Raw genomic sequence first — 20,480 nt, 5'->3', positions numbered from 1 at the left:
TTGACCCCGAGAACTCGCTGGACCATCGCGATCTTGGCGGTGGTGGCGGCGCTGGTGGCGGCATTCGTCGCGCAACTGCGCGACGACTCCCGGCCAGCCGCGACGACGTCGCCCGCCAGCTCGGGGCCGAATCGAGAGCATCGCGACGCCGACACACCGGCCGCGCTGGCCGGCCCCCGCGCGCGAGCAAACCTGCCACCGTGCCCCGCGCCGGGCAACGGCGCCGGACCCGCGATCCTGCGCGGCGTGGTGGTCGAATGCGCGGCCGACGGATCCACCGTGGACGTCGCGCGTGCGCTGGCCGGCCGCCGGGTGGTCCTCAATATATGGGCGTACTGGTGCGCGCCGTGCGCGGCCGAATTGCCCGCGATGGCCGAATATCAGCGCCGGGTCGCCGCCGACGTCACGGTGGTAACCGTGCATCAGGACGAGAACGAGTCCGCCGCATTGTTGCGGCTGGCCGAGCTGGGCGTTCGGCTCCCGACCTTGCAGGATGGGCGGCGGCTGATTGCCGCAGCACTCAAGGTCGCAAATGTGGTGCCCGCGACCGTAGTGCTGAGACCGGACGGTAGCGTTGCGCAGACGCTGCTGCGCGATTTTGCGAGTGCCGACGAGATCGAGGCCGCGGTCGGAAAAAACGGATGACCGAGTTCGGCGGTCCGACAATGGCTGGGCAGGTGGACCCGACAAGGAGGCGCCGGTGAGTGGTGGGGGTGCCGCCCGCGCGCAGGGGACGGTTCCCCTGACGCCCGACGTCTGCCCGTCCTGGTTGCGCCCGCTGGTCGACAACGTGGGCCAGATCCCGGAGGCCTACCGGCGCCGGTTGCCCCCCGATGTGCTGGCGATGGTGACCGCGGCCCGGGCGGCGTCCGCCAACGACGACCGCGAGGCCGCTGTGCTGGTTCTGTTTTCGGGTCCCGAGTCCGGTCCAGGCAACGGCGCCGTACCCGACGACGCCGACCTGTTGCTCACCGTGCGGGCGTCGTCACTGCGACACCATGCGGGCCAGGCGGCGTTCCCCGGTGGCGCGGCCGACCCCGGCGATCGCGGGCCGGTTGCCACCGCGCTGCGAGAAGCCCACGAGGAGACCGGGATCGACGTCACCCGGCTGTACCCGCTGATCACGATGGAGAAGACGTTCATCGCCCCGTCGCAGTTCCACGTCGTCCCGGTGCTGGCCTACTCGCCCGACCCCGGACCGGTCGCGGTGGTCAACGAGGGCGAGACGGCGATCGTGTCGCGGGTTCCGGTGCGCGCGTTCGTCAATCCGGACAACCGGCTGATGGTTTACCGCGGGGACCTCGGCAATCGTTGGGCAGGTCCGGCGTTTCTGCTGAACCAAATGCTGGTTTGGGGATTCACTGGCCAGGTGATCTCTGCCGTTCTCGACGTCGCCGGCTGGGCAAAGCCGTGGGACACCAACGACGTCCGTGAACTCGACGACGCGATGGTGCTGGTCGGCCGGCAGGGTGGCGGGCGATGAACTCGATGACCCCGTCGCAGTGGCTGGATGTCGCAGTTCTCGCTGTCGCTTTCATCGCCGCCATCTCGGGCTGGCGTTCGGGCGCGGTGGGTTCGCTCTTCTCGTTCATCGGTGTGCTGCTGGGCGCGATCGCCGGGGTGCTGCTGGCGCCCCACATCGTCAGCCACATCGCCGCCCCGCGCGCCAAGCTGTTCGGCGCGCTGTTCCTGATTCTCGCGCTGGTCGTCGTCGGTGAGGTCGCCGGCGTGGTGCTGGGACGAGCCGTGCGCGGCGCAATCCGCAGCCGCACATTCAGAACCGTGGACTCGGTCATCGGGGTGGGGGTGCAGCTCGTCGTCGTGCTCACCGCCGCGTGGCTGCTGGCGACGCCGCTGACCCAGTCGAAAGACCAGCCCGAGCTGGCGGCCGCGGTCCGCGGATCGCGGGTGCTCGCAGAGGTCAACACCATCGCGCCCCCGTGGTTGAAGACTGTGCCCAAACGCCTTTCGGCGCTGTTGAACACCTCGGGGCTGCCCGCGGTGCTCGAGCCGTTCAGCCGCACTCCGGTGGTCCCGGTCGAATCACCGGATCCGTCGCTGGCCACCAATCCGGTGGTCACCGCCGCCGCGCCCAGCGTGGTGAAGGTACGCAGCCTCGCGCCCAGCTGCCAGAAAGTGTTGGAGGGCACGGGATTTGTGATCGCTCCCGATCGGGTCATGACCAATGCGCACGTGGTCGCCGGGTCCAGCAGCGTCCAGATCTACGCCAGCGGTAACCCGTTGGACGCCACCGTCGTTTCCTACGACCCTTCGGTCGACATTGCCATTCTTGCCATTCCGAACCTGCCGCCTCCGCCACTGGCTTTCAGCGACACCGAGGCGAAGACCGGCACCAACGTGGTGGTGCTCGGTTACCCCGGCGGCGGCAACTTCACCGCGACCCCGGCCAGGATTCGCGAGGCCATCAAACTCAGCGGCCCCGACATCTACCGCGATCCGCAGCCGGTCACGCGCGACGTCTACACCATCAGAGCCAATGTGGAGCAAGGTAATTCGGGTGGGCCGCTGATCGACCTCAGCGGTCACGTGCTGGGCGTGGTGTTCGGCGCTGCTGTCGACGATCCCGACACCGGGTTCGTGTTGACCGCCGGTGAGGTGGCCGGCCAGATGGCCAAGATCGGTGACACCCAACAGGTGGGCACCGGGACCTGCGTCAGCTGATCAGTGCACCTGCTCGAAAAACCTCATCAGGTGTCTGTTGATTTCCTCGGGCATCTCTTCGTGGCTGTAATGCCCTGCGCCGGCGACGGATACGTAGCGGCCCTGCGTCGCATAGCGCTGACTGTGGTCGACCGGATCGGCCAGCACGTAGGGGTCGGCGTCGCCGCGCAGATGTAGCAGCGGCACCCCGAGCTGGCGCGACATCGACTTCATGAATCGCCGGCCTTCACCGCGCAGCTGGCTGCGCACCGCCCAGCGCTGGTATTCCAGGGCGCAGTGCGCCGCACCGGGAATCTGGATCGCCGTGCGCAGATAACCGATCGCTTGCGAGAAGTCCTCGGAGGCAACCCATTTGGCGGAGCTACGGTGCTTGACCAGACGCTCGATCTCGGCGCCGTTGTCGCGGGTCAGCAGCCGCTCGGGCCATAGCGGCAGCTGATAGCGCAGCAGGGTCGGCAGCAGTGCGGAACTCTGGTCGCGGCGCGTCAACGCCGATCGGCGCAGCGCCGCCGGATGTGGCGAGCTGACCAGCGCGATGGCGCGCACCAGCCGCGAATGCAGCATTGCGGTGGTCCAGCAGCACAGCCCGCCGTCGGCGTGGCCGACGAGGGTCGCCGACGAATGCCCAAGCGCGCGAATAAGTCCGGCCGTGTCGCCGGCGAGCGTCCAGCCGTCGTAACCACGCGGCGGCTTGTCGCTGCCGCCGTAACCGCGCAGGTCGACCGCGACCACCCGGGCATCGGTCAGCCCACGCAGCTGATGACGCCAGGACCACCAGAACGAGCCGAATCCATGCAGCAGCATCACCAGCGGTCGTGCGGCTGCCGCCGCCGGTGCGCCCGGACCGGTCGGTAACGCCTCGACGACGTGGAATCGAATGCCGTTGGCGTGCACGTCCAAATGGCGCCAAGGCCCGTCGATGCGGACCATCGACGGATCAGGTACTGCCATTTACCAACCTGAGGGGTCGCCGGGGTTGCCGTTCTCGGGCTTGGCGTGCTTGCCGGGTGCGTCGGTCAGCTGCTTGGTCGCGGCGGCGTGCTTGTCGTGGCCCGGGGTGAGCGCGGTGCGCGTCTCCTTGACCGATTCGATGGTCTCCTGTGGTCCGCGGATCCGGCGCACCTTCAGATAGCCCAGCAGCGCCAGCACGGCTCCGACCACGACCATGAGCGCGAACACGATCAGGAAGGCCACCCAGCGCCACAACCAGTTGTCGAGCAGCTCGGCGAGAAAGAAGAAGAAAAAGAAGGTGGAGTAGAACAGCACCACCAGCGCGGCGATGAAGAAGACGCTGCCGGTGAGGCCCTTCTTGATGTCGCGGGTGATCTCCGCGCGGGCCAGCTCGACCTCGGCGCGCACCAGCGTGGACGCCTGCGTCGTCGCGTCTTTGATCAGGTCACCGATCGACGGTTCGCCGGGCCTGGCGTGCGGGTCGGCCAACGGAATCGTGGTCAGCGTGCTCGGCACACCATTACTGCGATCGACCTTGCTCACTAACGGTCCTCTCCGTTGAACTGCCCGGCTCCTGATAAAGCCGCTGCTTGGCTCGCATAGTCGCCGAGCCCGTTCGCTGTCGTCGCGGTTTATGTTGCCATGCGCCGCGATGCCAGACGAGGCCAGCCGAAGTCCGCGGGACCCGGCGACCGAAGGGTCCGGCCGCCGCCATTCGCACAGCAAGAGGGGCGCCGGGGTGATCATCTAGACTGGCGCAGCTGTTCTCCGACATCCGGCCCGCTGATGGGAGTTGCGCATTGCAAACGGCGCATCGGTGCTTTGTGGCGGCGCTGGTGGCCGTGCTCCTCGTCCAGCCCGCTTTGCCCGCACACGTCGCGGCCGCTGACGACCGGGTCCCGATGGGTGGTGGCGCCGGCATCGTCATCAACGGGGACACCATGTGCACGCTGACCACGATCGGCGGCGATGCCGCCGGTGAGCTGATCGGGTTCACCTCCGCGCACTGCGGTGGACCGGGCGCGCAGGTCGCCGCCGAGGCCGCCGAAGGCAGAGGCATCCTGGGCGTCATGGTCGCGGGCAACGACGCCCTGGACTACGCGGTGATCAAGTTCGATCCGGCCAAAGTGGCGCCGGTGGCCAACTACGGCGGGTTCATCATCAACGGCGTCGGTCCGGAACCGGTGTTCGGGCAGATCGCCTGCAAGCAGGGCCGGACGACCGGCAATTCTTGTGGTGTCACCTGGGGGCCGGGCCAGGATCCGGGAACCATCGTCATGCAGGTGTGTGGCCGCCCGGGTGACTCCGGTGGGCCGGTGACGGTCGACAACCTGCTGGTCGGGATGATCCACGGCGCGTTCAGCGACAACCTGCCGACCTGCATCATCAAGTACATCCCGCTACATACTCCGGCGGTGGTGATGTCGTTCAACGCGATCCTGGCCGACATCAACGCCAAGCACCGGCCCGGTGCGGGCTTCGTCCCGATACCGGTCTGAGCTACTTGGCCTCTCTGATCGCGTCGAAGACGCCCGGGTCAAGCAGTGTCGACGTGTCCCCGAGGTCGCGATTTTCGGCGATGTCGCGCAACAGCCGGCGCATGATCTTGCCGCTGCGGGTCTTGGGCAGTTCGGGCACCACGTGGATCTCGCGCGGCTTGGCGATCGGCGAGATCTCCCGGGCCACCTCGTCGCGCAACTCCTCGACGATGCCCTCGTGCATGTCGTACTCGGCGCACATCACGACGAACGCGCAAATGGCTTGGCCCGTGGTCTCGTCTTTCTTTGCGACCACCGCGGCCTCGGCCACTCCGGAGTGGCCGACCAGCGCCGACTCCAGCTCGGCGCTCGAAAGCCGATGCCCGGACACGTTCATCACGTCGTCGATGCGGCCCACCACCCAGATGGCGCCGTCGCGGTCGTAATAGGCGCTGTCGCCGGCGAAATACCAGCCCTGGTCGGCGAACCTGGACCAGTAGGTCTCGACGTACCTATCCGAGTCGCCCCAGATGCCGCGCAGCATGGACGGCCACGGCTGGTCCAGGACCAGGTAGCCGGTGACGTGTTCGCCATGGTGGACGGTCGGCGTCAGTTGATCGCCGTGGTCGTCGACGATGCTGGCCGAGATCCCCGGCAGCGCCCTCATCGCCGAACCAGGTTTGGCCGCAGCGACTCCGGGCAGCGGAGAGATCATCGCCGAACCCGTTTCGGTCTGCCACCAGGTGTCCACGATCGGCAGGCGGTCGGCGCCGATCACCCTGCGGTACCAGCGCCAGGCCTCCGGGTTGATCGGCTCGCCGACCGTGCCGAGCAGTCGAAGGCTGGACAGGTCGTGTGCATCGGGGATCTCGCGGCCCCACTTCATGAACGTCCGGATCAGCGTGGGCGCCGTGTAATAGATTGTGACGCCATACTTTTCGATGATTTCGAAATGCCGGTGCTGGCTGGGCGAATCGGGAGTGCCTTCGTAGAGGACCTCGGTGACGCCGTTGGACAGCGGACCGTAGACGCCGTAGGTGTGCCCGGTGACCCAGCCGATGTCGGCGGTGCACCAAAACACGTCGCGGTCAGGCTTGATGTCGAAGATGTTGTAGTGCGTGTACGACGTCTGCGTTAGGTAGCCGCCGCTGGTGTGCACGATGCCCTTGGGCTTTCCGGTGGTGCCCGAGGTGTACAGCAGGAACAGCGGGTGCTCGGCGTCGAAGGGCGCCGCGGTGTGTTCGGCCGACGCGGAATCCACCACGTCGTGCCACCACACGTCGCGGTCGTCGTTCCAGGACACGTCAATTCCGGTGCGCCGCACCACCAGAACCTTCTGGACCGGGCTGTCGCCGTCCGGCCCGGGCGCCACGGCCTCGTCGGCGGCATCCTTCAACGGTGCCGGCTTGCCGCGCCGGAACTGTCCGTCGGCGGTGATCAGCACCTTGGCCTGGGCGTCGGCGATGCGGGCGCTCAGCGCCTTGGCGGTGAAACCGGCGAACACGACGCTGTGCATGACACCCAGTCGCGCGCAGGCGAGCATCGCGATCACGGCTTCGGGGATCAACGGCAGGTAGATGGCGGCGCGGTCGCCGGCGACCAGACCGAGATCGGTCAGCGCGTTGGCCGCTTTGCACACCTCGTCCTGCAGGTCGGAGTAGGTCAGGCTGCGGCTGTCGCCGACCGGCTCGCCCTCCCAGTGAATCGCCACCCGGTCGCCGAGGCCGGCCTCGACGTGGCGGTCCACACAGTTGTAGGCGACGTTGAGCTTGCCGTCGGAAAACCACTTGGCGAACGGCGCCTGCGACCAGTCCAGCACCTCGGTGAACGGCTCGGTCCACGTCAGCCGGTTGGCCTGCCTGGCCCAGAACGCCAGCCGGTCCGCTTCGGCCTCGCGGTAGAGATCCTCGCGGGCGTTGGCCTGCTCGGCGAATTTCGCCGGCGGCGGATACGACGAAGGGCCTTCGGTGTGTGTGGCGGTCACGGGCTTCGCTCCTATGTCGAGTATGTCCAGGGCCGGGTTTCGAGCTGGTCAACCGTCTGTGAGCCTAGACCCGCCCGCCGAATCTGTGGACGCCAATCCGGGGGTAAACCTCGTTGTCATCCCGCATAATCACGGTTGTGCCGGAATGTCGCGGGCAGCGTGCCCGTTGTTTATTTCTCAGCATTGCCGCGGCCGCAACGAGTTACGCGGTCGCCGGCGTGCTGGGGCCGCACGCGTCGGCGGTGCCGGTCGGCGATCAGGCGGTGCCGTGTCGCTCGGAGCAGGTCGACGTGGCCGCTTCCCCGACGCAGGCCGCCGTGGGCCACCGATCGGTGACCCTGACGTTCAGCCTCGCCGGTGGTGCGGAAGAGTGCACGCTGACCGGCTACCCCGCGGTCGAGACGGGCGGCGGCGGGCCGGACATTCACGCCAAGCCCACGCCACGCGGCTACCTGGGCGGCTTGCCGAGCGATGTCGATGAGCCGCCCACCGTCACCCTGTCGCTGGCCTCACAGGGGCAGGCCATCGTGGAGGGCGTGGCCATAGACCGCAAGGGCAACCCGTGCCCCAATTACACCGCGCTGCAGGTCAACCCGCCGAACACGATCATCGTGTTCACGGTGCCGGTCACCATCGACGCCTGCGAATTGCAGGTGCACCCCGTCACCGCCGCCCAGCAGCAGTAGGACCTAGTACGGGCTCGCCCTTTCCAGGCAATAGACAACCGGGGGAGTGGGGTAGCTGACTCCGTTGAGCCCCGACGGGCAGTCCGAACTGTTCGCGGTGCCGTCGATGCGCTGGATGACTCGCATCACGCCCGACTCATGATCATTGCAGTCGCCCAGAGTCAGTTTGGGACTGTCGCGCTCGCCGGATACGAGATAACACTGGCCCTGTTTCAGGTTCAGGGCGAAACACAGGATGGTCGAGCTGTCGGTATAGCGGTCATAGATGGAACCCTCGCGCTTCCCGTCCGGGCACTGTGCCGACGGTCCGCCTTTGGCGGCAAGCAAGTAGGTATTCGCCGGATTGGCGCAGTCGTTGCCCGGACTCGAATCGAATGCCTCTGAGCGATAAGACGTTTGAGTAATGCACTCGCCAACCTGCATCGACGTGCGTTCTTGATGCTTGGCGAGCCGCGATGCCGCGTTGACGAAGTCTGCCACGATGCCGAGCACCAGCACGACGGCGCCGATCGTGATCAGCGCGGTGGATGCCCCGCTCGTGCGACGCGGGGGCGCGGGCGCGCGGTACGCCGGATAACCCGGGTAGGGCGGATAACCGGGGTAGGGCGGGTAGCCGGGATAGGGCCGCTGCGGGCCCGGATACCCCATCGGCTGCGGTGGGTAGGGGTAACCGGGGCGCGGCCGCCGGCGGCCGCGGTAACGCTCCCATAGGCCGACGATCAGACAGATCAATCCGATGAGGGGAACACCCAGAGCGAACGCCGTCTCGCCCAGCGCCACACCCGCGTCGTGTTCCGAGGCGAGAAGCGTGACCCCCATGTCGAAATCCTAGGTTGTCGACGCCGGCTGGTGCACTTCACCGGCGGTCCTTGCGTGGCCGATCTGCTCGCAGGCCCTAGGGTCGCTGTCATGCGTTGGATGCGGGCTATGACTGCCGTCGTCATGTTGACGACCGCGTCGCTGGCCGGCTGCGGTGGCGGCGTGCTGAGTCCTGAACTGGTGGTGGTGAACGGCGGCGAGCCGCCGAACCCGCTGATACCGACCGGCACCAACGACAGCCTCGGCGGGCGGATCCTGGATCGGCTGTTCGCCGGCCTGGTCTCCTACGACGCCGACGGCAAACCGTCGCCGGAGGTGGCGCAGTCCATCGAGACCACCGACAATGTCAACTACCGGATTGTTCTCAAACCGGGCTGGAAGTTCACCGACGGCTCCGCGGTGACGGCACATTCGTTCGTCGACGCGTGGAATTACGGTGCTCTGAGCGCCAATGCGCAACTGCAGCAGGACTTTTTCAGTCCGATCGCCGGATTCGACGACGTAGCCGGCCCGCCGGGCGACGGCAAGCCGACCACGATGTCCGGGCTTGCGGTGGTCAACGATCTCGAGTTCACGGTGCGGCTCAAGGCACCGACCGTCGACTTCAAGTTGCGCCTGGGTCATAATGCGTTCTATCCGTTGCCGGACAGGGCATTTCGGGACATGGCGGCGTTCGGGCGCAACCCGGTGGGCGACGGGCCGTATCGGCTGGCCGACAATCCCGACGGACCCGCCTGGGAACACAACGTGAAGATCGACATGAAGCCGAACCCCGATTACCACGGCAACCGCAAACCTCATAACAAGGGCCTGAGGTTCGAGTTCTACGGCAACCTGGATACCGCCTATGCCGACCTGCTGTCCGGCAATCTCGATGTACTGGACACGGTTCCGTCCAGCGCGCTGACAATCTACCGCCGCGACCTGGGCGACAACGCTGCCAGCGGACCCGTCGCGGTCAGCCAATCACTCGACACACCATTGCGGCTGCCGCATTTCGGCGGCGAGGAGGGCCGGCTGCGGCGGTTGGCCTTGTCGGCCGCGGTCAACCGCCCGCAGATCTGCCGGCAGATCTTCAACGAGACCCGCAGCCCGGCCCGCGATTTCACCGCCCGCTCCCTGCCGGGGTTCGACGCGAACATCCCGGGTAACGACGCACTGGACTTCAATCCCGAACGGGCACGGCAACTGTGGGCGCAAGCCAACGCGATCTCGCCCTGGAGCGGGCGGTACGCCATCGCCTACAACGCGGACAGCGGCCACCAGGAGTGGGTGGACGCGGTGGCCAATAGCATCAAGAACGTGCTGGGCATCGACGCCGTCGGCGCTCCGCACCCGACGTTTGCGGGGTTCCGCACCCAGATCACCAACCGCACCATCGACACCGCCTTCCGCGCCGGATGGATCGGCGACTATCCGTCGATGATCGAATTTCTCGCCCCGCTGTACGCCACCGGTGCGGGGTCCAACGACGTCGGATATTCCAGCCGGGAGTTCGACGCCGGGCTCGCAGCCGCCGAGGCCGCGCCCAGCCTGCAGCAGGCCGACGTGCTGGTCAACGTGGCGCAACGAATCCTGTTGCACGACATGCCCGCTGTACCGTTGTGGTACTACATCGCCGTGGTCGGGTGGTCGCCGGAGGTCAGCAACGTCAAGGTCACCTGGAACGGTCTGCCCGACTACGAGAACATCGTCAAGGCCTAAGACATGGGTTGGTATATCGCACGAAGGCTCGCGGTGATGGTGCCGGTCTTCCTGGGCGCCACCTTGCTGATCTACGGCATGGTCTTCCTGTTGCCCGGTGACCCGCTGGCCGCGATCGCCGGAGACCGGCCGCTGACACCCGCGGTCGCCGCGCAGCTGCGGGCGCGCTACCACCTCGACGATCCGTTCCTGTTGCAATACCTGCGCTACCTCGGCGGCGTGCTGCACGGCGACCTGGGCCGGGCCTATTCCGGCCTGCCGGTCAGTGCTGTTCTGGCACATGCCTTTCCGGTCACCATCCGACTGGCGCTGATCGCGCTCATCGTGGAGTCGGTGCTGGGCATCGGATTCGGTGTGATATCGGGCCTGCGCCAGGGCGGCCTTTTCGATTCGACGGTGCTGATCACCGGACTGGTCATCATCGCTATCCCGATCTTCGTGCTGGGCTTTCTGGCACAGTTCGTGTTCGGGGTCCGGCTGGGCATCGCGCCGGTCACCGTCGGCGAACGGGCCAGCTTCGCGCGGTTGCTGCTACCCGGAATCGTGCTGGGCTCGGTCTCCTTCGCTTACATCGTGCGGTTGACCCGGTCGGCGGTGGCCGCCAACGCGCATGCCGACTATGTCCGCACCGCCACCGCCAAGGGGTTGTCGCGGCCGCGGGTCGTGACCGTGCACATCCTGCGCAACTCGCTGATCCCGGTGGTGACGTTCCTGGGCGCCGATGTGGGTGCGCTGATGGGCGGGGCCATTGTGACCGAGGGCATTTTCAACATTCACGGTGTCGGCGGTGTGTTGTATCAGGCCGTCACCCGGCAGGAGGCGCCGACGGTGGTGTCGATCGTGACGGTTCTGGTTCTGATCTATCTGATCACCAACCTGCTGGTCGATCTGCTCTATGCGGCGCTGGACCCGAGGATCCGCTATGGCTGAGCACTCCGGCTTTTGGGGCCAGACCTGGCGCAAGCTGCACCGGCGCCCGAAGTTCATCGTCGCGGGCCTGATGATCCTGATCATCGTGCTGATGGCGCTGTTTCCGGCCTTGTTCACCGACGCCGACCCCGCCTACGCCGATCCCAGCCAAAGTCTGCTCGGCCCCTCGGCGGCGCACTGGTTCGGCACGGATCTGCAGGGCCACGACATCTATGCGCGCACGGTCTACGGGGCGCGGGCCTCGGTGACCGTCGGGCTGGGTGCCACGCTGCTGGTGTTCGTCGCCGGCGGGGCGCTCGGCGCGCTGGCCGGCTTCTATGGCGGCTGGATCGATGCGGTGGTCTCGCGCGTCACCGACGTGTTCTTCGGGCTGCCGCTGCTGCTGGCCGCGATTGTGCTGATGCAGGTCCTGCGCCACCGCACGGTGTGGACGGTGATCATCATCCTGGCCTTGTTCGGCTGGCCGCAGGTGGCCAGGATCGCTCGCGGTGCGGTGCTCGAGGTACGGGCCAGCGACTATGTGCTCGCGGCTAAAGCGTTGGGGTTGAGCAGGTTTCAAACCCTGCTACGGCATGCGCTGCCCAATGCCGCGGGTCCGGTGATCGCGATGTCCACGATCGCGCTGGGCGCCTTCATCGTCACCGAGGCCACGCTGTCGTATCTCGGTGTCGGACTGCCGACCTCGGTGGTGTCGTGGGGTGGCGACATCAACCTGGCGCAGACGCGGCTGCGGGCCGGCTCGCCGATTCTGTTCTATCCCGCCGGCGCACTGGCTTTGACGGTGCTGGCGTTCATGATGATGGGCGACGCCCTGCGCGATGCCCTGGACCCGGCCTCGCGAGCGGAGCGGGCATGACCGACCCCCTGTTGAGGGTCGAGGGCCTGGAAGTCAGGTTCGGCGACCACGACCCCGCGGTCCGCGGCGTCGACCTGAATGTCATGCGCGGGCAGACCGTCGCCGTGGTCGGCGAATCGGGATCGGGCAAATCGACCACCGCCGCCGCGGTCCTGGGCCTGCTACCGCCCGGCGGGCGAATCACCGCCGGCCGCATCACTTTTGACGGGCGGGACATTACCTCGGCTGATCGCAAGCTGCTTCGTTCCATCCGGGGCCGACGCATCGGCTACGTACCCCAGGACCCGATGACCAACCTCAACCCCGTCTGGAAAGTCGGCTTCCAGATTCGGGAAGCGTTGCGCGCCAACCGGAGCGATCGCAAGCGCGGCGAAGCCGGGCGAAGCGGGTCGCGACCATCGGGCACCGATGGCCGACAAGCCCGCCGCCGGGCGGTCGAGTTGCTCGCCCAGGCCGGCATGCCGGATCCGGAGAAGCAGGCGGGCAAGTACCCGCACCAGTTGTCGGGCGGCATGTGTCAGCGCGCGCTGATCGCCATCGGGCTGGCGGGCCACCCGCAGCTGCTGATCGCCGACGAACCGACGTCCGCGCTCGACGTCACGGTGCAACGGCAGGTGCTCGACCACCTGCAGCGTCTCACCGACGAACTCGACACCGCGCTGTTGCTGATCACGCACGATCTGGCGCTGGCCGCCGAACGCGCCGAGCACGTCGTCGTCGTGCACCGCGGAATGGTGGTGGAATCCGGTGCCGCGCAGTCGATCCTGGCTGATCCGCAGCATGAGTACACGCGCCGGCTGGTGGCCGCGGCCCCGTCGCTGACGGTGCGGAGTTCGGCGCCGGCGCGCCCGGCGGCCGACAGCGGGGCGGGCGACATCCTCGTCGCCTCCGAGCTGACCAAGGTCTACCGTGAGTCGCACGGCGTACCGTGGCGCCGCACCCAGTTCTGTGCCGTCGACGCGGTGTCGTTCGGGCTGAAGCGGGCCGGCACCCTGGCCATCGTCGGCGAATCGGGCTCGGGCAAGTCGACGGTTGCCCGGATGACGCTGGGTTTGCTCCAACCGACCTCGGGCACAGTCGTTTTCGACGGTGACGAGATTTCTGATGCGCGCAACCGCGACGCGATGATGGCCTTTCGCCGGCGCGTGCAGCCGGTATTCCAGAACCCCTACAGCAGCCTGGACCCGATGTACTCGGTGTTCCGCGCGATCGAGGAGCCGTTGCGGATCCACCGCGTCGGCGACCGCGGGCAGCGCGAGAAAGCGGTGCGTGAACTCGTCGACCAGGTGGCCTTGCCGTCAACGGTGCTCGGTCGGTTGCCGCGCGAGCTCTCCGGCGGCCAACGTCAACGGGTCGCGATCGCGCGGGCGTTGGCGCTGCGGCCCGAGGTGCTGGTCTGCGACGAGGCGGTCTCAGCGCTCGACGTGCTGGTGCAGGCGCAGATCTTGGACCTGCTGACTTCGTTGCAGGCCGAACTGGGCCTGGCCTACCTGTTCATCAGCCACGACCTCGCGGTGATCCGGCAGATCGCCGACGATGTTCTGGTGATGCGCGCCGGACGGGTCGTCGAGCGCGCGGCGACCGAAGAGCTGTTCACCAGGCCCCGCCACGAATACACCCGCCAATTGCTGGAGGCCATTCCCGGGGCGTCCATGCCACCCCGCTAGGTTGGCAATCTGTGACGGCAGACCCGCTGGCTCCGCTGATGGAGCTCCCCGGCGTCGCTGAGGCCAGTGACCGGGCCCGCGACGCGTTGGGCCGTGCCCACCGCCATCGAGCAAATCTGCGCGGCTGGCCGGTAACCGCCGCCGAGGCCGCGCTGCGGGCGGCCCGCGCTTCCTCGGTGCTCGATGGCGGTCCGGTGCGGTTCGAGGACTTAGCGGACAGCTCAGGGGTGAGCGATCCGGTGTTCGGCGGAGCGCTGCGGGTGGCTCAGGCGCTGGAGGGCGGTGGCGGCGCGTTGATCGGCGTGTGGCAGCGATCGCCGTTGCAGGCGCTGGCCCGGCTGCACATGCTGGCGGCGGCCGACCAGGTCGACGACGAACAACTGGGCCGGCCGCGGGCCGACCCCCAGATCGGGCCTCGTCTCGAGCTGCTCGGCGAATTGGTGACCGGTCGCACGCAGGTGCCGGCACCGGTCCTGGCCGCGGTCGCGCACGGAGAACTGCTGACGCTCAAGCCCTTTGGCAGCGCGGACGGAGTGGTCGCGCGGGCGGTGTCCCGGCTGGTGACGATCGCCAGCGGGCTGGATCCGCACGGGCTGGGTGTGCCGGAGGTGAGCTGGATGCGCAAACCCGGTGACTATCGCAGCGCCGCAAGCGGATTCGCCGAAGGTACACCGGCCGGCGTCGGAGCTTGGTTGGTGCTGTGTTGCCGGGCGATGCAGGCCGGCGCGCAGGAGGCGTTGTCGATCGCCGAGTCGTTGCCAGGCAAGGGCTGAGCCGCGTCCAGAAAAGGGTCCGGACATGCAGAGCGGGCGGCGTTCCGAAATATTCGGTCCGCCGCCCGCTAGCACGGAACTCGGTTACCAAGCGTGCATGTATGGGGCTGCGTGGGTGGCCTCGGCGATCTTGCGACGCTTCGAGCTACCACCCCACCCAAAGGGTTGTTCACGCTCTCTGCTTTTTCGCAATTACGCAGGCCCGCAACACTTCTGCCATCTTCGCGGCTATGACTCCGCGTGGGTGCCGAGCACCGTGCTGGGCGCCCGGTTCGGGAGAACGAACCTTCTCTTCCGGATCGACCTTGGCCTTACCGGGCTTCCGTGGTTCCTTTGTACTACTGGAGCCTTAGCACAGCAAGGCCCAATTCTGCGAACGTTGCGAATTCATAGGGATCGGTGCGGGGCGCCGGATTTGCTGGGACGCGCGCCTAGAACGCGAGGCGGCGCAGCAGCGAGTATGTCACCGCGCCGGCGGCCAGCGCGGTGATACTCACCGCGGCCGTGGTGGCGATCGCGGCACCTGAGGGCGCCGGAATCCGGTCTCGCAGCGAGACGGGCCGCGAGAAACTCAATACGGGCCAACCACGTTCGGTCGCTTCTTTGCGCAAACCGCGGTCGGGGTTGACCACGCTGGGATGTCCGACCGACTCGAGCATCGGTAAGTCGGTGATCGAGTCCGAATAGGCGTAGCAGTGTTCCAGCGGGTACCCCTCGCGGGCCGCCAGCTCGCGGATGGCTTGGACCTTGCCCTCGCCGTAGCAGTAGAAGGCGACGTCGCCGGTGTACTTGCCGTCCTCGACGACCATCCGGGTCGCCATCGCATGCGTGGCGCCCAGTGCGCGGGCGATCGGCGCGACGATTTCCTCGCCCGAGGCGGACACCACGACGACGTCGCGGCCGCACAATTTGTGCGCCGCGATCAGGTCCGCGGCCTCGGCGAACACGAGCGGAGTCACGATGTCGTGCAGCGTTTCGTTGACGATCGATTTGACCTGAGCGACGTCCCAGCCGGTGCACATGTTGGTCATGTGAGTGCGCATTCGGTCCATCTGGTCATGATCAGCACCGGAGAGCAGGAAGATGAATTGGGCGTAGCTGGACTTCAGCACGGCGCGCCGATTGAGCAGTCCCTGGTTGAAGAACGGTTTGCTGAACGCCAGGGTGCTGGACTTGGCGATGATCGTCTTATCCAGGTCGAAAAAGGCCGCGGTGCGAGCGTGCTTGGTGTCGGTCGCGGCCGTCTGCGGCGAGGTTTGCTGAGGCGCGTCCGAGTTGGAGACGGTCACCGACACAGCATAGGTCGGTCAGTCGGCGCGTCCGGGGGTTGCCGGCAAAACGGGGGCTGATCTGGGAGTAACAGACGAGGCCAGCGGTGTTTTTGCGGCCCGAATTATTTCTGGGAAAAAAACAACCACTTGCGGCACCGCCCACTGTCGTGTGTATAGTAAGCATTACTCGGCCTGAGCCGAGGGTGTATCAGCCCGACCCCCCGGGGCTGATGCACGACGACCTCCGCCTCCTCCCCCCCTGGCGGGGGTCGTCCCTTTTCTGGGGTAATTTTCCCGATAAACACGCGTTCTAACGTGGCCTCCGGTGCGTTGCGGGCACAGTGTTATCCCTCGGGCGGGCAAGCGTCGCACCCCGAAGTTTGTGCACACCCTCGTATCTCTCCACAAATCCCGATCTGGCACTGGTGTGCCATCCTGAGCTGCCCGCACGGTGGTGGGGTGACTATCGCGACCAGTGCCGAGGCGAGAGGTGCCGCGGGCGTACTCGCGGTGCTGACGGACCCGATTTTGCGCGACGAATTGGACCGGGTGGCCGCCGCCGTCGGCGTTCGAGTGGTGCATGCCGGCGGTGCGGCGGTGGGACGGAAAACGTGGTCGGCGGCCGCGGCGGTGGTGCTCGATGCGGCGGGCGCGGACCGTTGTCGGCGCGCCGGTCTACCGCGTCGCACTCACGTCAGCGTGTTGTGCGCCGCCGAACCCGCGACGGCCACCTGGTCGGCCGCGATCGGGGTCGGCGCTGCGCACGTGCTGAGCATGCCCGCGCAGGAGCACGAATTGATCCGCGAGCTCGCGGAGTCCGCCGAATCCATCCGGGACGACGAGCTGCGCGGACACGTCATCGGGGTGATCGGTGGGTGCGGCGGGGCCGGCGCGTCATTGTTCGCGGCCGCACTGGCGCGGATCGCGAATGATGCACTGCTGGTTGATCTTGATCCGTGGGGCGGCGGCCTGGATTTGTTGCTGGGCGGTGAGAGCGCACCCGGCTTACGGTGGCCCGACTTGGCATTGCACGGCGGACGGCTCAGCTGGCCGGCCGTGCGCGATGCCCTGCCGCGCCTGCAGGGCATCAGCTTGCTGTCCGGCACCCGGCGTGACCACGAACTGGACGCCGGGCCGGTGGACGCGGTCATCGATGCGGGCCGCCGCGGCGGCGTCACGGTGGTGTGCGATCTGCCCCGTCGGCTGACCGACGCCACCCGGACCGCACTCGATGCCGCCGACCTTGTTGTCGTCGTCAGTCCGTGCGATGTGCGGTCCTGCGCGGCGACGGCGGCGATGACGCCGGTGCTGGCCACGATCAATCCCAATCTCGGCCTGGTAGTCCGTGGCCCGTCGCCGGGTGGATTGCGGGCGGCGGAAGTCGCCGACATCTGCGGCCTGCCGCTGCTGGCGTCGACGAAGGCTCAGCCGCAACTGGCCGAGCAACTCGAACACGGCGGTCTGCGGTTGGGGCGGCGATCGGCTCTGACGGCGGCGGCTCGCCGGGTGCTCACGGTGCTGCCGCGCGCGGGAGCCCGGCCGAAAGCCAGTGCGGCGTGAGCGAATCGCTGATTGAGCGGGTACGCGAGCGGTTGGCGACCGAATCGGCTCCGTTGCGACCCAACGTGGTGGCCGCCGCGATCCGGGCCGAATCCGGCGGGATGCTCGGCGATACCGAGGTCCTGGCCAACCTCCGGGTGCTGCAGACCGAACTGACCGGCGCCGGGATCCTCGACGCACTGCTCTGTGCGGACGGCACCACCGACGTCCTCGTCACCGCCCCGGACGCGGTGTGGGTCGACGATGGAAACGGTCTGCGTCGCAGCCATATCCGGTTCGCCGACGAGGCGGCGGTACGACGGCTGGCGCAGCGGTTGGCGATGGCCGCCGGGCGTCGTCTCGATGACGCACAGCCGTGGGTGGACGGCCAGCTGAGCGGTATCGGCGCCGGCGGACTTGCGGTCCGGTTGCACGCGGTGTTGCCGCCCGTGGCTGCCGGCGGCACGTGTTTGTCGCTGCGGGTCTTACGGCCGGCTACCCAGGATCTGGCGGCGCTGACCGCCTCGGGCGCGATCGAACCGTCGGCTGCGGTGTTGGTAGCCGACATCATCGCGGCCCGGTTGGCCGTTCTGGTAAGCGGTGGCACCGGCGCCGGAAATACGACTATGCAGTTGTAGCACCCATTCAAGGGTGCAACGCATCGCGACTGTGCTTTGCACAGACACGCCGCAGATGCACTAATTTAGTTGTACCCCTTGCTATTTCATTGTCCACCGCTGTTAGCTGTGCCGCATGACGACAAATTCAATCGCACCGCCGGCCGATGCCCGGCGTGTTTACCCGTGGGAGTTCGACGGCGTCGGTTGGTCGCGCTGGTTCGACGGCAGCGCATGCACCGCGGGGCCTGCCGTGGTGACCATCACCGGTCGCCAGTTCGGCGACGGCACGGTGCTGCGCGGTGTGGCAGTGCAGCTTGGCGACGGTGAGCTTCTTGACTCCGACGAGGCGCACGCCCTTGCTTCGGTGCTGCTGCTCACCGCCAGCGAACTTGAACGCCTTATGGATTCACCGGGAACCCATCGACGTTGATTCGCGTCTGATCTATCCGTTGGGCGCGCCACCGCTCTCCTTGGTGGCGGGCCCAACCTCGAGCGAACCTCGAGCGATGCTCAGGGACAGTCGCCGCCAGTGACCGGGCAGACGTATGGGTCGTAATCGCGGCGCAGATATTCCTTGATGAACTTGGCGTTCTCGTCGTAGCCGGGCTTGATATACCGGCTGACCACCATGACGCTGACAAATCTCGCGCCAGAGCGGCGTAGTGCCAGAGCTGCGGACTGCGTGCGCGAACCCCTCGTCCAGGTGTCGTCGAGAATCAGAACGTGCTCGCCAGTCAGATCGGTCTCAGGTGTGAGGTTGAACTGCGAGCCTGAGACGATGCGAGCGTTCGACGCGCCCGGAGCTGGCACCAACAGCGGACTCGGGCCAGTCGCGTGCATGTTCGTCGCCATCTCCACGAACGGGTGAACGCCTGGGCGGCCACTGAGCGATGGAACGGCGAGTCGCCGATCGACAGTCTGTCCGATCCGCCTCTCGATACATGTTTCATGCATGACGATCCCGAGGAATAGCAGCCGGTTCATCACGACCGTGAGACGTTGGCGGACTGCCGCGTCTTGGTCGTCTTTATAGTGGCGGACCAAAAAGTGCGACTGTTCGCCCTCGATACCGTAGGTCAGCGGGACGACGAGATCGGCGATTCCGAGCGTCGAGTGGAGCTGATTGCATGGGTAGCAGCGTTCGTAGCCATTGACCGGCGTCGTGCAGGTTCGGCAGGTGGAGAACGGCTTCCGGATCGGGTTGCGTAGGTAGCCGCCCGCCGAGACGGCGAGCGCCCGCCTAATCTCGGCGACGCGCTCAATCTCGCCGTCGCTCAATCGAACGTCAGACCGGGGCGGGACCAGTACTTAGCACGGCGAGGTCGCTGCTCCGGCTGGCCGCGATGAGAAGCTCAACGATGCCCATCACGTCGGCTGTGCTGCCAGCGACGTACACGCCGGGCCGACCTTCCAGCGCCTTGCCCCACTTCGTCCCCATCACCACGTGGTCGGTCAAGATCACCGGGCGCCCGTGCTCGACAGCAACGCGTGCCTGAATCCGAGTCCCGCTGTGCTCGCTAGCTTCGACGATGACCGATGCCCGACCGAGCCCGGACATGGTGACATTCCGCATGGGGAACGAGTGCTTCGTCGGCGGTGCGTCTGGGTAGAACTGCGACACCAGTGCGCCAGCAGCGGCGACCCTCTCGTGCAGGCTGCGGTGACTCGACGGATACACGCGCCGGATACCGGTCCCAATTACCCCGATCGGGCGTCCGCCGGCCTCGAGTGTCGCCTCGTGCGCGGCACCGTCAATGCCCTCCGCGAGACCCGAAATGACCGAGACGCCTCGGTCTGAAAGCCCCTTTGCCACGTTCGCGGCAATCGAGAGCCCCCGCGTGCTCGCCTTTCGTGAGCCGACGACCGACACGCCGTCCTCGTCGGCCCGCAGATCGCCCTTCACAAACAGCATCGGCGGCGTCTGGTGAATCTCACGCAGCGCAACGGGATACGCGGCGTCGAGCACCGTCAGCAGGTTGAAATCACCGGACGCCTCCCACTCACGCACCGTCTCCCACGACTGCTTAAACAGCAGCTCCGCTTCGCCGCCGATCGCGGGAATCAGAGAGTCATCAAGATCGAGCGCCGGCGGATGCAGTTCCTCCCAGAGGGCCAGGGCTGACCCTCGGACTGCGACCTCCGATGCGATTGTCGACCATGGCGTCTTACCTGCGCGTTCGCCCATCAGCGACGGACGTTCCTCCATCAGGGCCAGCAGCGCAGCGCGTTCTTCAGCTCTGTCGCTCATACGCCGTAGCTTAGAGCGGCAGCAGAGATGCGACAGCGCTTGGAGGTGTAATAGTCGGCTGACACAGTTCGTCACCTCGTTTCCCCGGCTCGAACTCATGTTCAGATGGTATTTCCCCATACCGACAGGTCTATTCGGCGGCGACGCGCCGAAGTGGTCAGCAGTTTGTAACCTGAACTTTCCCTGTGGGCGCCCAATTTTCTGCAGTTCACCGCCTGCAGCCGCCCCGCTGAGCATCAGTTTGCTGGGGCCATCCGGGCCGAAAAATCCCA

General features: G+C 67.0%; 19 protein-coding genes and 1 pseudogene. 13 read left to right on the top strand and 7 right to left on the bottom strand.

All coding sequences use genetic code 11. The annotated features are described in order from the left end of the window. The 3 genes from AC5Y5O_RS27815 to marP are packed head-to-tail and all read left to right on the top strand — an operon-like array spanning position 1 to position 2,682. Positions 1–645 carry a TlpA family protein disulfide reductase gene (locus tag AC5Y5O_RS27815; RefSeq protein ID WP_096290391.1) on the top strand — a complete coding sequence of 215 codons (645 nt, stop codon included), beginning with the start codon at positions 1–3 and terminating at the stop codon, positions 643–645. A gap of 55 nt (positions 646–700) precedes the next feature. Continuing rightward, a complete protein-coding gene (locus tag AC5Y5O_RS27810) occupies positions 701–1,483 on the top strand; it encodes an NUDIX hydrolase (RefSeq protein WP_096290390.1) in 783 nt (260 codons plus the stop codon). Between the two features lie 5 nt (positions 1,484–1,488). Continuing rightward, on the top strand, positions 1,489–2,682 hold the full coding sequence (marP, locus tag AC5Y5O_RS27805) for an acid resistance serine protease MarP (RefSeq protein ID WP_096291415.1): 1,194 nt from the start codon (positions 1,489–1,491) through the stop codon (positions 2,680–2,682). Here marP and AC5Y5O_RS27800 read toward each other — a convergent pair whose 3' ends face one another. Both AC5Y5O_RS27800 and AC5Y5O_RS27795 read right to left on the bottom strand, forming a co-directional pair. After that, complete coding sequence (locus AC5Y5O_RS27800; protein ID WP_096290389.1) at positions 2,683–3,633, bottom strand: alpha/beta fold hydrolase; 951 nt, start codon at positions 3,631–3,633, stop codon at positions 2,683–2,685. Further along, positions 3,634–4,176, bottom strand: coding sequence for a phage holin family protein (locus AC5Y5O_RS27795; RefSeq protein WP_096290388.1), 543 nt, complete (start codon positions 4,174–4,176; stop codon positions 3,634–3,636). A 257-nt stretch (positions 4,177–4,433) separates the two neighbouring features. Here AC5Y5O_RS27795 and AC5Y5O_RS27790 point away from each other — a divergent pair, with 257 nt between their 5' ends. Next, positions 4,434–5,132 (top strand): S1 family peptidase, encoded by a 699-nt coding sequence (locus AC5Y5O_RS27790; RefSeq protein ID WP_500028305.1) that lies wholly within the window; start codon positions 4,434–4,436, stop codon positions 5,130–5,132. 1 nt (position 5,133) lies between these two features. Here AC5Y5O_RS27790 and acs read toward each other — a convergent pair whose 3' ends face one another. Continuing rightward, entirely contained in the window at positions 5,134–7,095 is a 1,962-nt protein-coding gene (gene acs, locus AC5Y5O_RS27785) for an acetate--CoA ligase (protein WP_096290386.1), read from the bottom strand. A 218-nt stretch (positions 7,096–7,313) separates the two neighbouring features. Here acs and AC5Y5O_RS27780 point away from each other — a divergent pair, with 218 nt between their 5' ends. Further along, entirely contained in the window at positions 7,314–7,781 is a 468-nt protein-coding gene (locus tag AC5Y5O_RS27780) for a DUF4232 domain-containing protein (RefSeq protein ID WP_096290385.1), read from the top strand. Positions 7,782–7,784: 3 nt separating this feature from the next. On the opposite strand, the gene AC5Y5O_RS27775 is transcribed toward AC5Y5O_RS27780, so the two are convergent. Further along, on the bottom strand, positions 7,785–8,600 hold the full coding sequence (locus AC5Y5O_RS27775; RefSeq protein ID WP_096290384.1) for an LppU/SCO3897 family protein: 816 nt from the start codon (positions 8,598–8,600) through the stop codon (positions 7,785–7,787). Between the two features lie 90 nt (positions 8,601–8,690). Here AC5Y5O_RS27775 and AC5Y5O_RS27770 point away from each other — a divergent pair, with 90 nt between their 5' ends. Genes AC5Y5O_RS27770 through AC5Y5O_RS27750 form a run of 5 tightly spaced genes read left to right on the top strand, consistent with a single transcriptional unit; the run spans position 8,691 to position 14,530 of the window. Beyond that, positions 8,691–10,304 (top strand): peptide ABC transporter substrate-binding protein, encoded by a 1,614-nt coding sequence (locus tag AC5Y5O_RS27770; RefSeq protein WP_096290383.1) that lies wholly within the window; start codon positions 8,691–8,693, stop codon positions 10,302–10,304. A 3-nt stretch (positions 10,305–10,307) separates the two neighbouring features. Continuing rightward, positions 10,308–11,234, top strand: a complete 927-nt coding sequence (locus AC5Y5O_RS27765; RefSeq protein WP_096290382.1) for an ABC transporter permease — start codon at positions 10,308–10,310, stop codon at positions 11,232–11,234. Continuing rightward, positions 11,227–12,090, top strand: coding sequence for an ABC transporter permease (locus tag AC5Y5O_RS27760; protein WP_096290381.1), 864 nt, complete (start codon positions 11,227–11,229; stop codon positions 12,088–12,090). Before AC5Y5O_RS27765 ends, AC5Y5O_RS27760 begins: the two co-directional genes overlap by 8 nt. Further along, positions 12,087–13,757, top strand: a complete 1,671-nt coding sequence (locus AC5Y5O_RS27755; RefSeq protein ID WP_500028300.1) for a dipeptide ABC transporter ATP-binding protein — start codon at positions 12,087–12,089, stop codon at positions 13,755–13,757. The genes AC5Y5O_RS27760 and AC5Y5O_RS27755 overlap by 4 nt, the downstream gene beginning before the upstream one ends. Positions 13,758–13,768: 11 nt before the next feature. Next, positions 13,769–14,530, top strand: coding sequence for a Fic family protein (locus AC5Y5O_RS27750; RefSeq protein ID WP_096290379.1), 762 nt, complete (start codon positions 13,769–13,771; stop codon positions 14,528–14,530). Between the two features lie 431 nt (positions 14,531–14,961). Here AC5Y5O_RS27750 and AC5Y5O_RS27745 read toward each other — a convergent pair whose 3' ends face one another. Next, positions 14,962–15,819, bottom strand: a complete 858-nt coding sequence (locus AC5Y5O_RS27745; RefSeq protein ID WP_096291414.1) for an HAD-IB family hydrolase — start codon at positions 15,817–15,819, stop codon at positions 14,962–14,964. 492 nt (positions 15,820–16,311) lie between these two features. Between AC5Y5O_RS27745 and ssd the strand changes: the two genes are divergently transcribed. The 3 genes and pseudogenes from ssd (at position 16,312) to AC5Y5O_RS27730 (ending at position 18,390) form a co-directional block, all read left to right on the top strand. Next, entirely contained in the window at positions 16,312–17,361 is a 1,050-nt protein-coding gene (gene ssd, locus AC5Y5O_RS27740; RefSeq protein ID WP_500028328.1) for a septum site-determining protein Ssd, read from the top strand. Continuing rightward, a pseudogene (locus AC5Y5O_RS27735) lies at positions 17,358–17,969 on the top strand (ATPase, T2SS/T4P/T4SS family); the annotation flags it as partial. The gene ssd and the pseudogene AC5Y5O_RS27735, both read left to right, overlap by 4 nt. A 124-nt stretch (positions 17,970–18,093) precedes the next feature. After that, a complete protein-coding gene (locus AC5Y5O_RS27730; protein ID WP_500028298.1) occupies positions 18,094–18,390 on the top strand; it encodes a hypothetical protein in 297 nt (98 codons plus the stop codon). A gap of 80 nt (positions 18,391–18,470) precedes the next feature. On the opposite strand, the gene AC5Y5O_RS27725 is transcribed toward AC5Y5O_RS27730, so the two are convergent. After that, the gene (locus AC5Y5O_RS27725) at positions 18,471–19,238 is read right to left on the bottom strand and encodes a phosphoribosyltransferase (RefSeq protein WP_500028293.1); all 768 of its coding nucleotides are present in this window, start codon (positions 19,236–19,238) and stop codon (positions 18,471–18,473) included. 7 nt (positions 19,239–19,245) lie between these two features. After that, positions 19,246–20,480 (bottom strand): DNA-processing protein DprA (locus AC5Y5O_RS27720; protein WP_500028290.1); only part of this gene is annotated, 1,235 nt, incomplete at its 5' end.

It is taken from the genome of Mycobacterium sp. NGS40 (genome assembly GCF_059812735.1).
This window is presented reverse-complemented; position numbering and strand designations above follow the sequence as displayed.

Bases quoted from the DNA above. Each gene is read 5' to 3' on its own strand.
- AC5Y5O_RS27760 (WP_096290381.1), top strand. From the start codon at position 11,227: ATGGCTGAGCACTCCGGCTTTTGGGGCCAGACCTGGCGCAAGCTGCAC.
- AC5Y5O_RS27800 (WP_096290389.1), bottom strand. From the start codon at position 3,633: ATGGCAGTACCTGATCCGTCGATGGTCCGCATCGACGGGCCTTGGCGC.
- AC5Y5O_RS27765 (WP_096290382.1), top strand. From the start codon at position 10,308: ATGGGTTGGTATATCGCACGAAGGCTCGCGGTGATGGTGCCGGTCTTC.
- AC5Y5O_RS27775 (WP_096290384.1), bottom strand. From the start codon at position 8,600: ATGGGGGTCACGCTTCTCGCCTCGGAACACGACGCGGGTGTGGCGCTG.
- AC5Y5O_RS27755 (WP_500028300.1), top strand. From the start codon at position 12,087: ATGACCGACCCCCTGTTGAGGGTCGAGGGCCTGGAAGTCAGGTTCGGC.
- AC5Y5O_RS27730 (WP_500028298.1), top strand. From the start codon at position 18,094: ATGACGACAAATTCAATCGCACCGCCGGCCGATGCCCGGCGTGTTTAC.
- marP (WP_096291415.1), top strand. From the start codon at position 1,489: ATGACCCCGTCGCAGTGGCTGGATGTCGCAGTTCTCGCTGTCGCTTTC.
- AC5Y5O_RS27770 (WP_096290383.1), top strand. From the start codon at position 8,691: ATGCGTTGGATGCGGGCTATGACTGCCGTCGTCATGTTGACGACCGCG.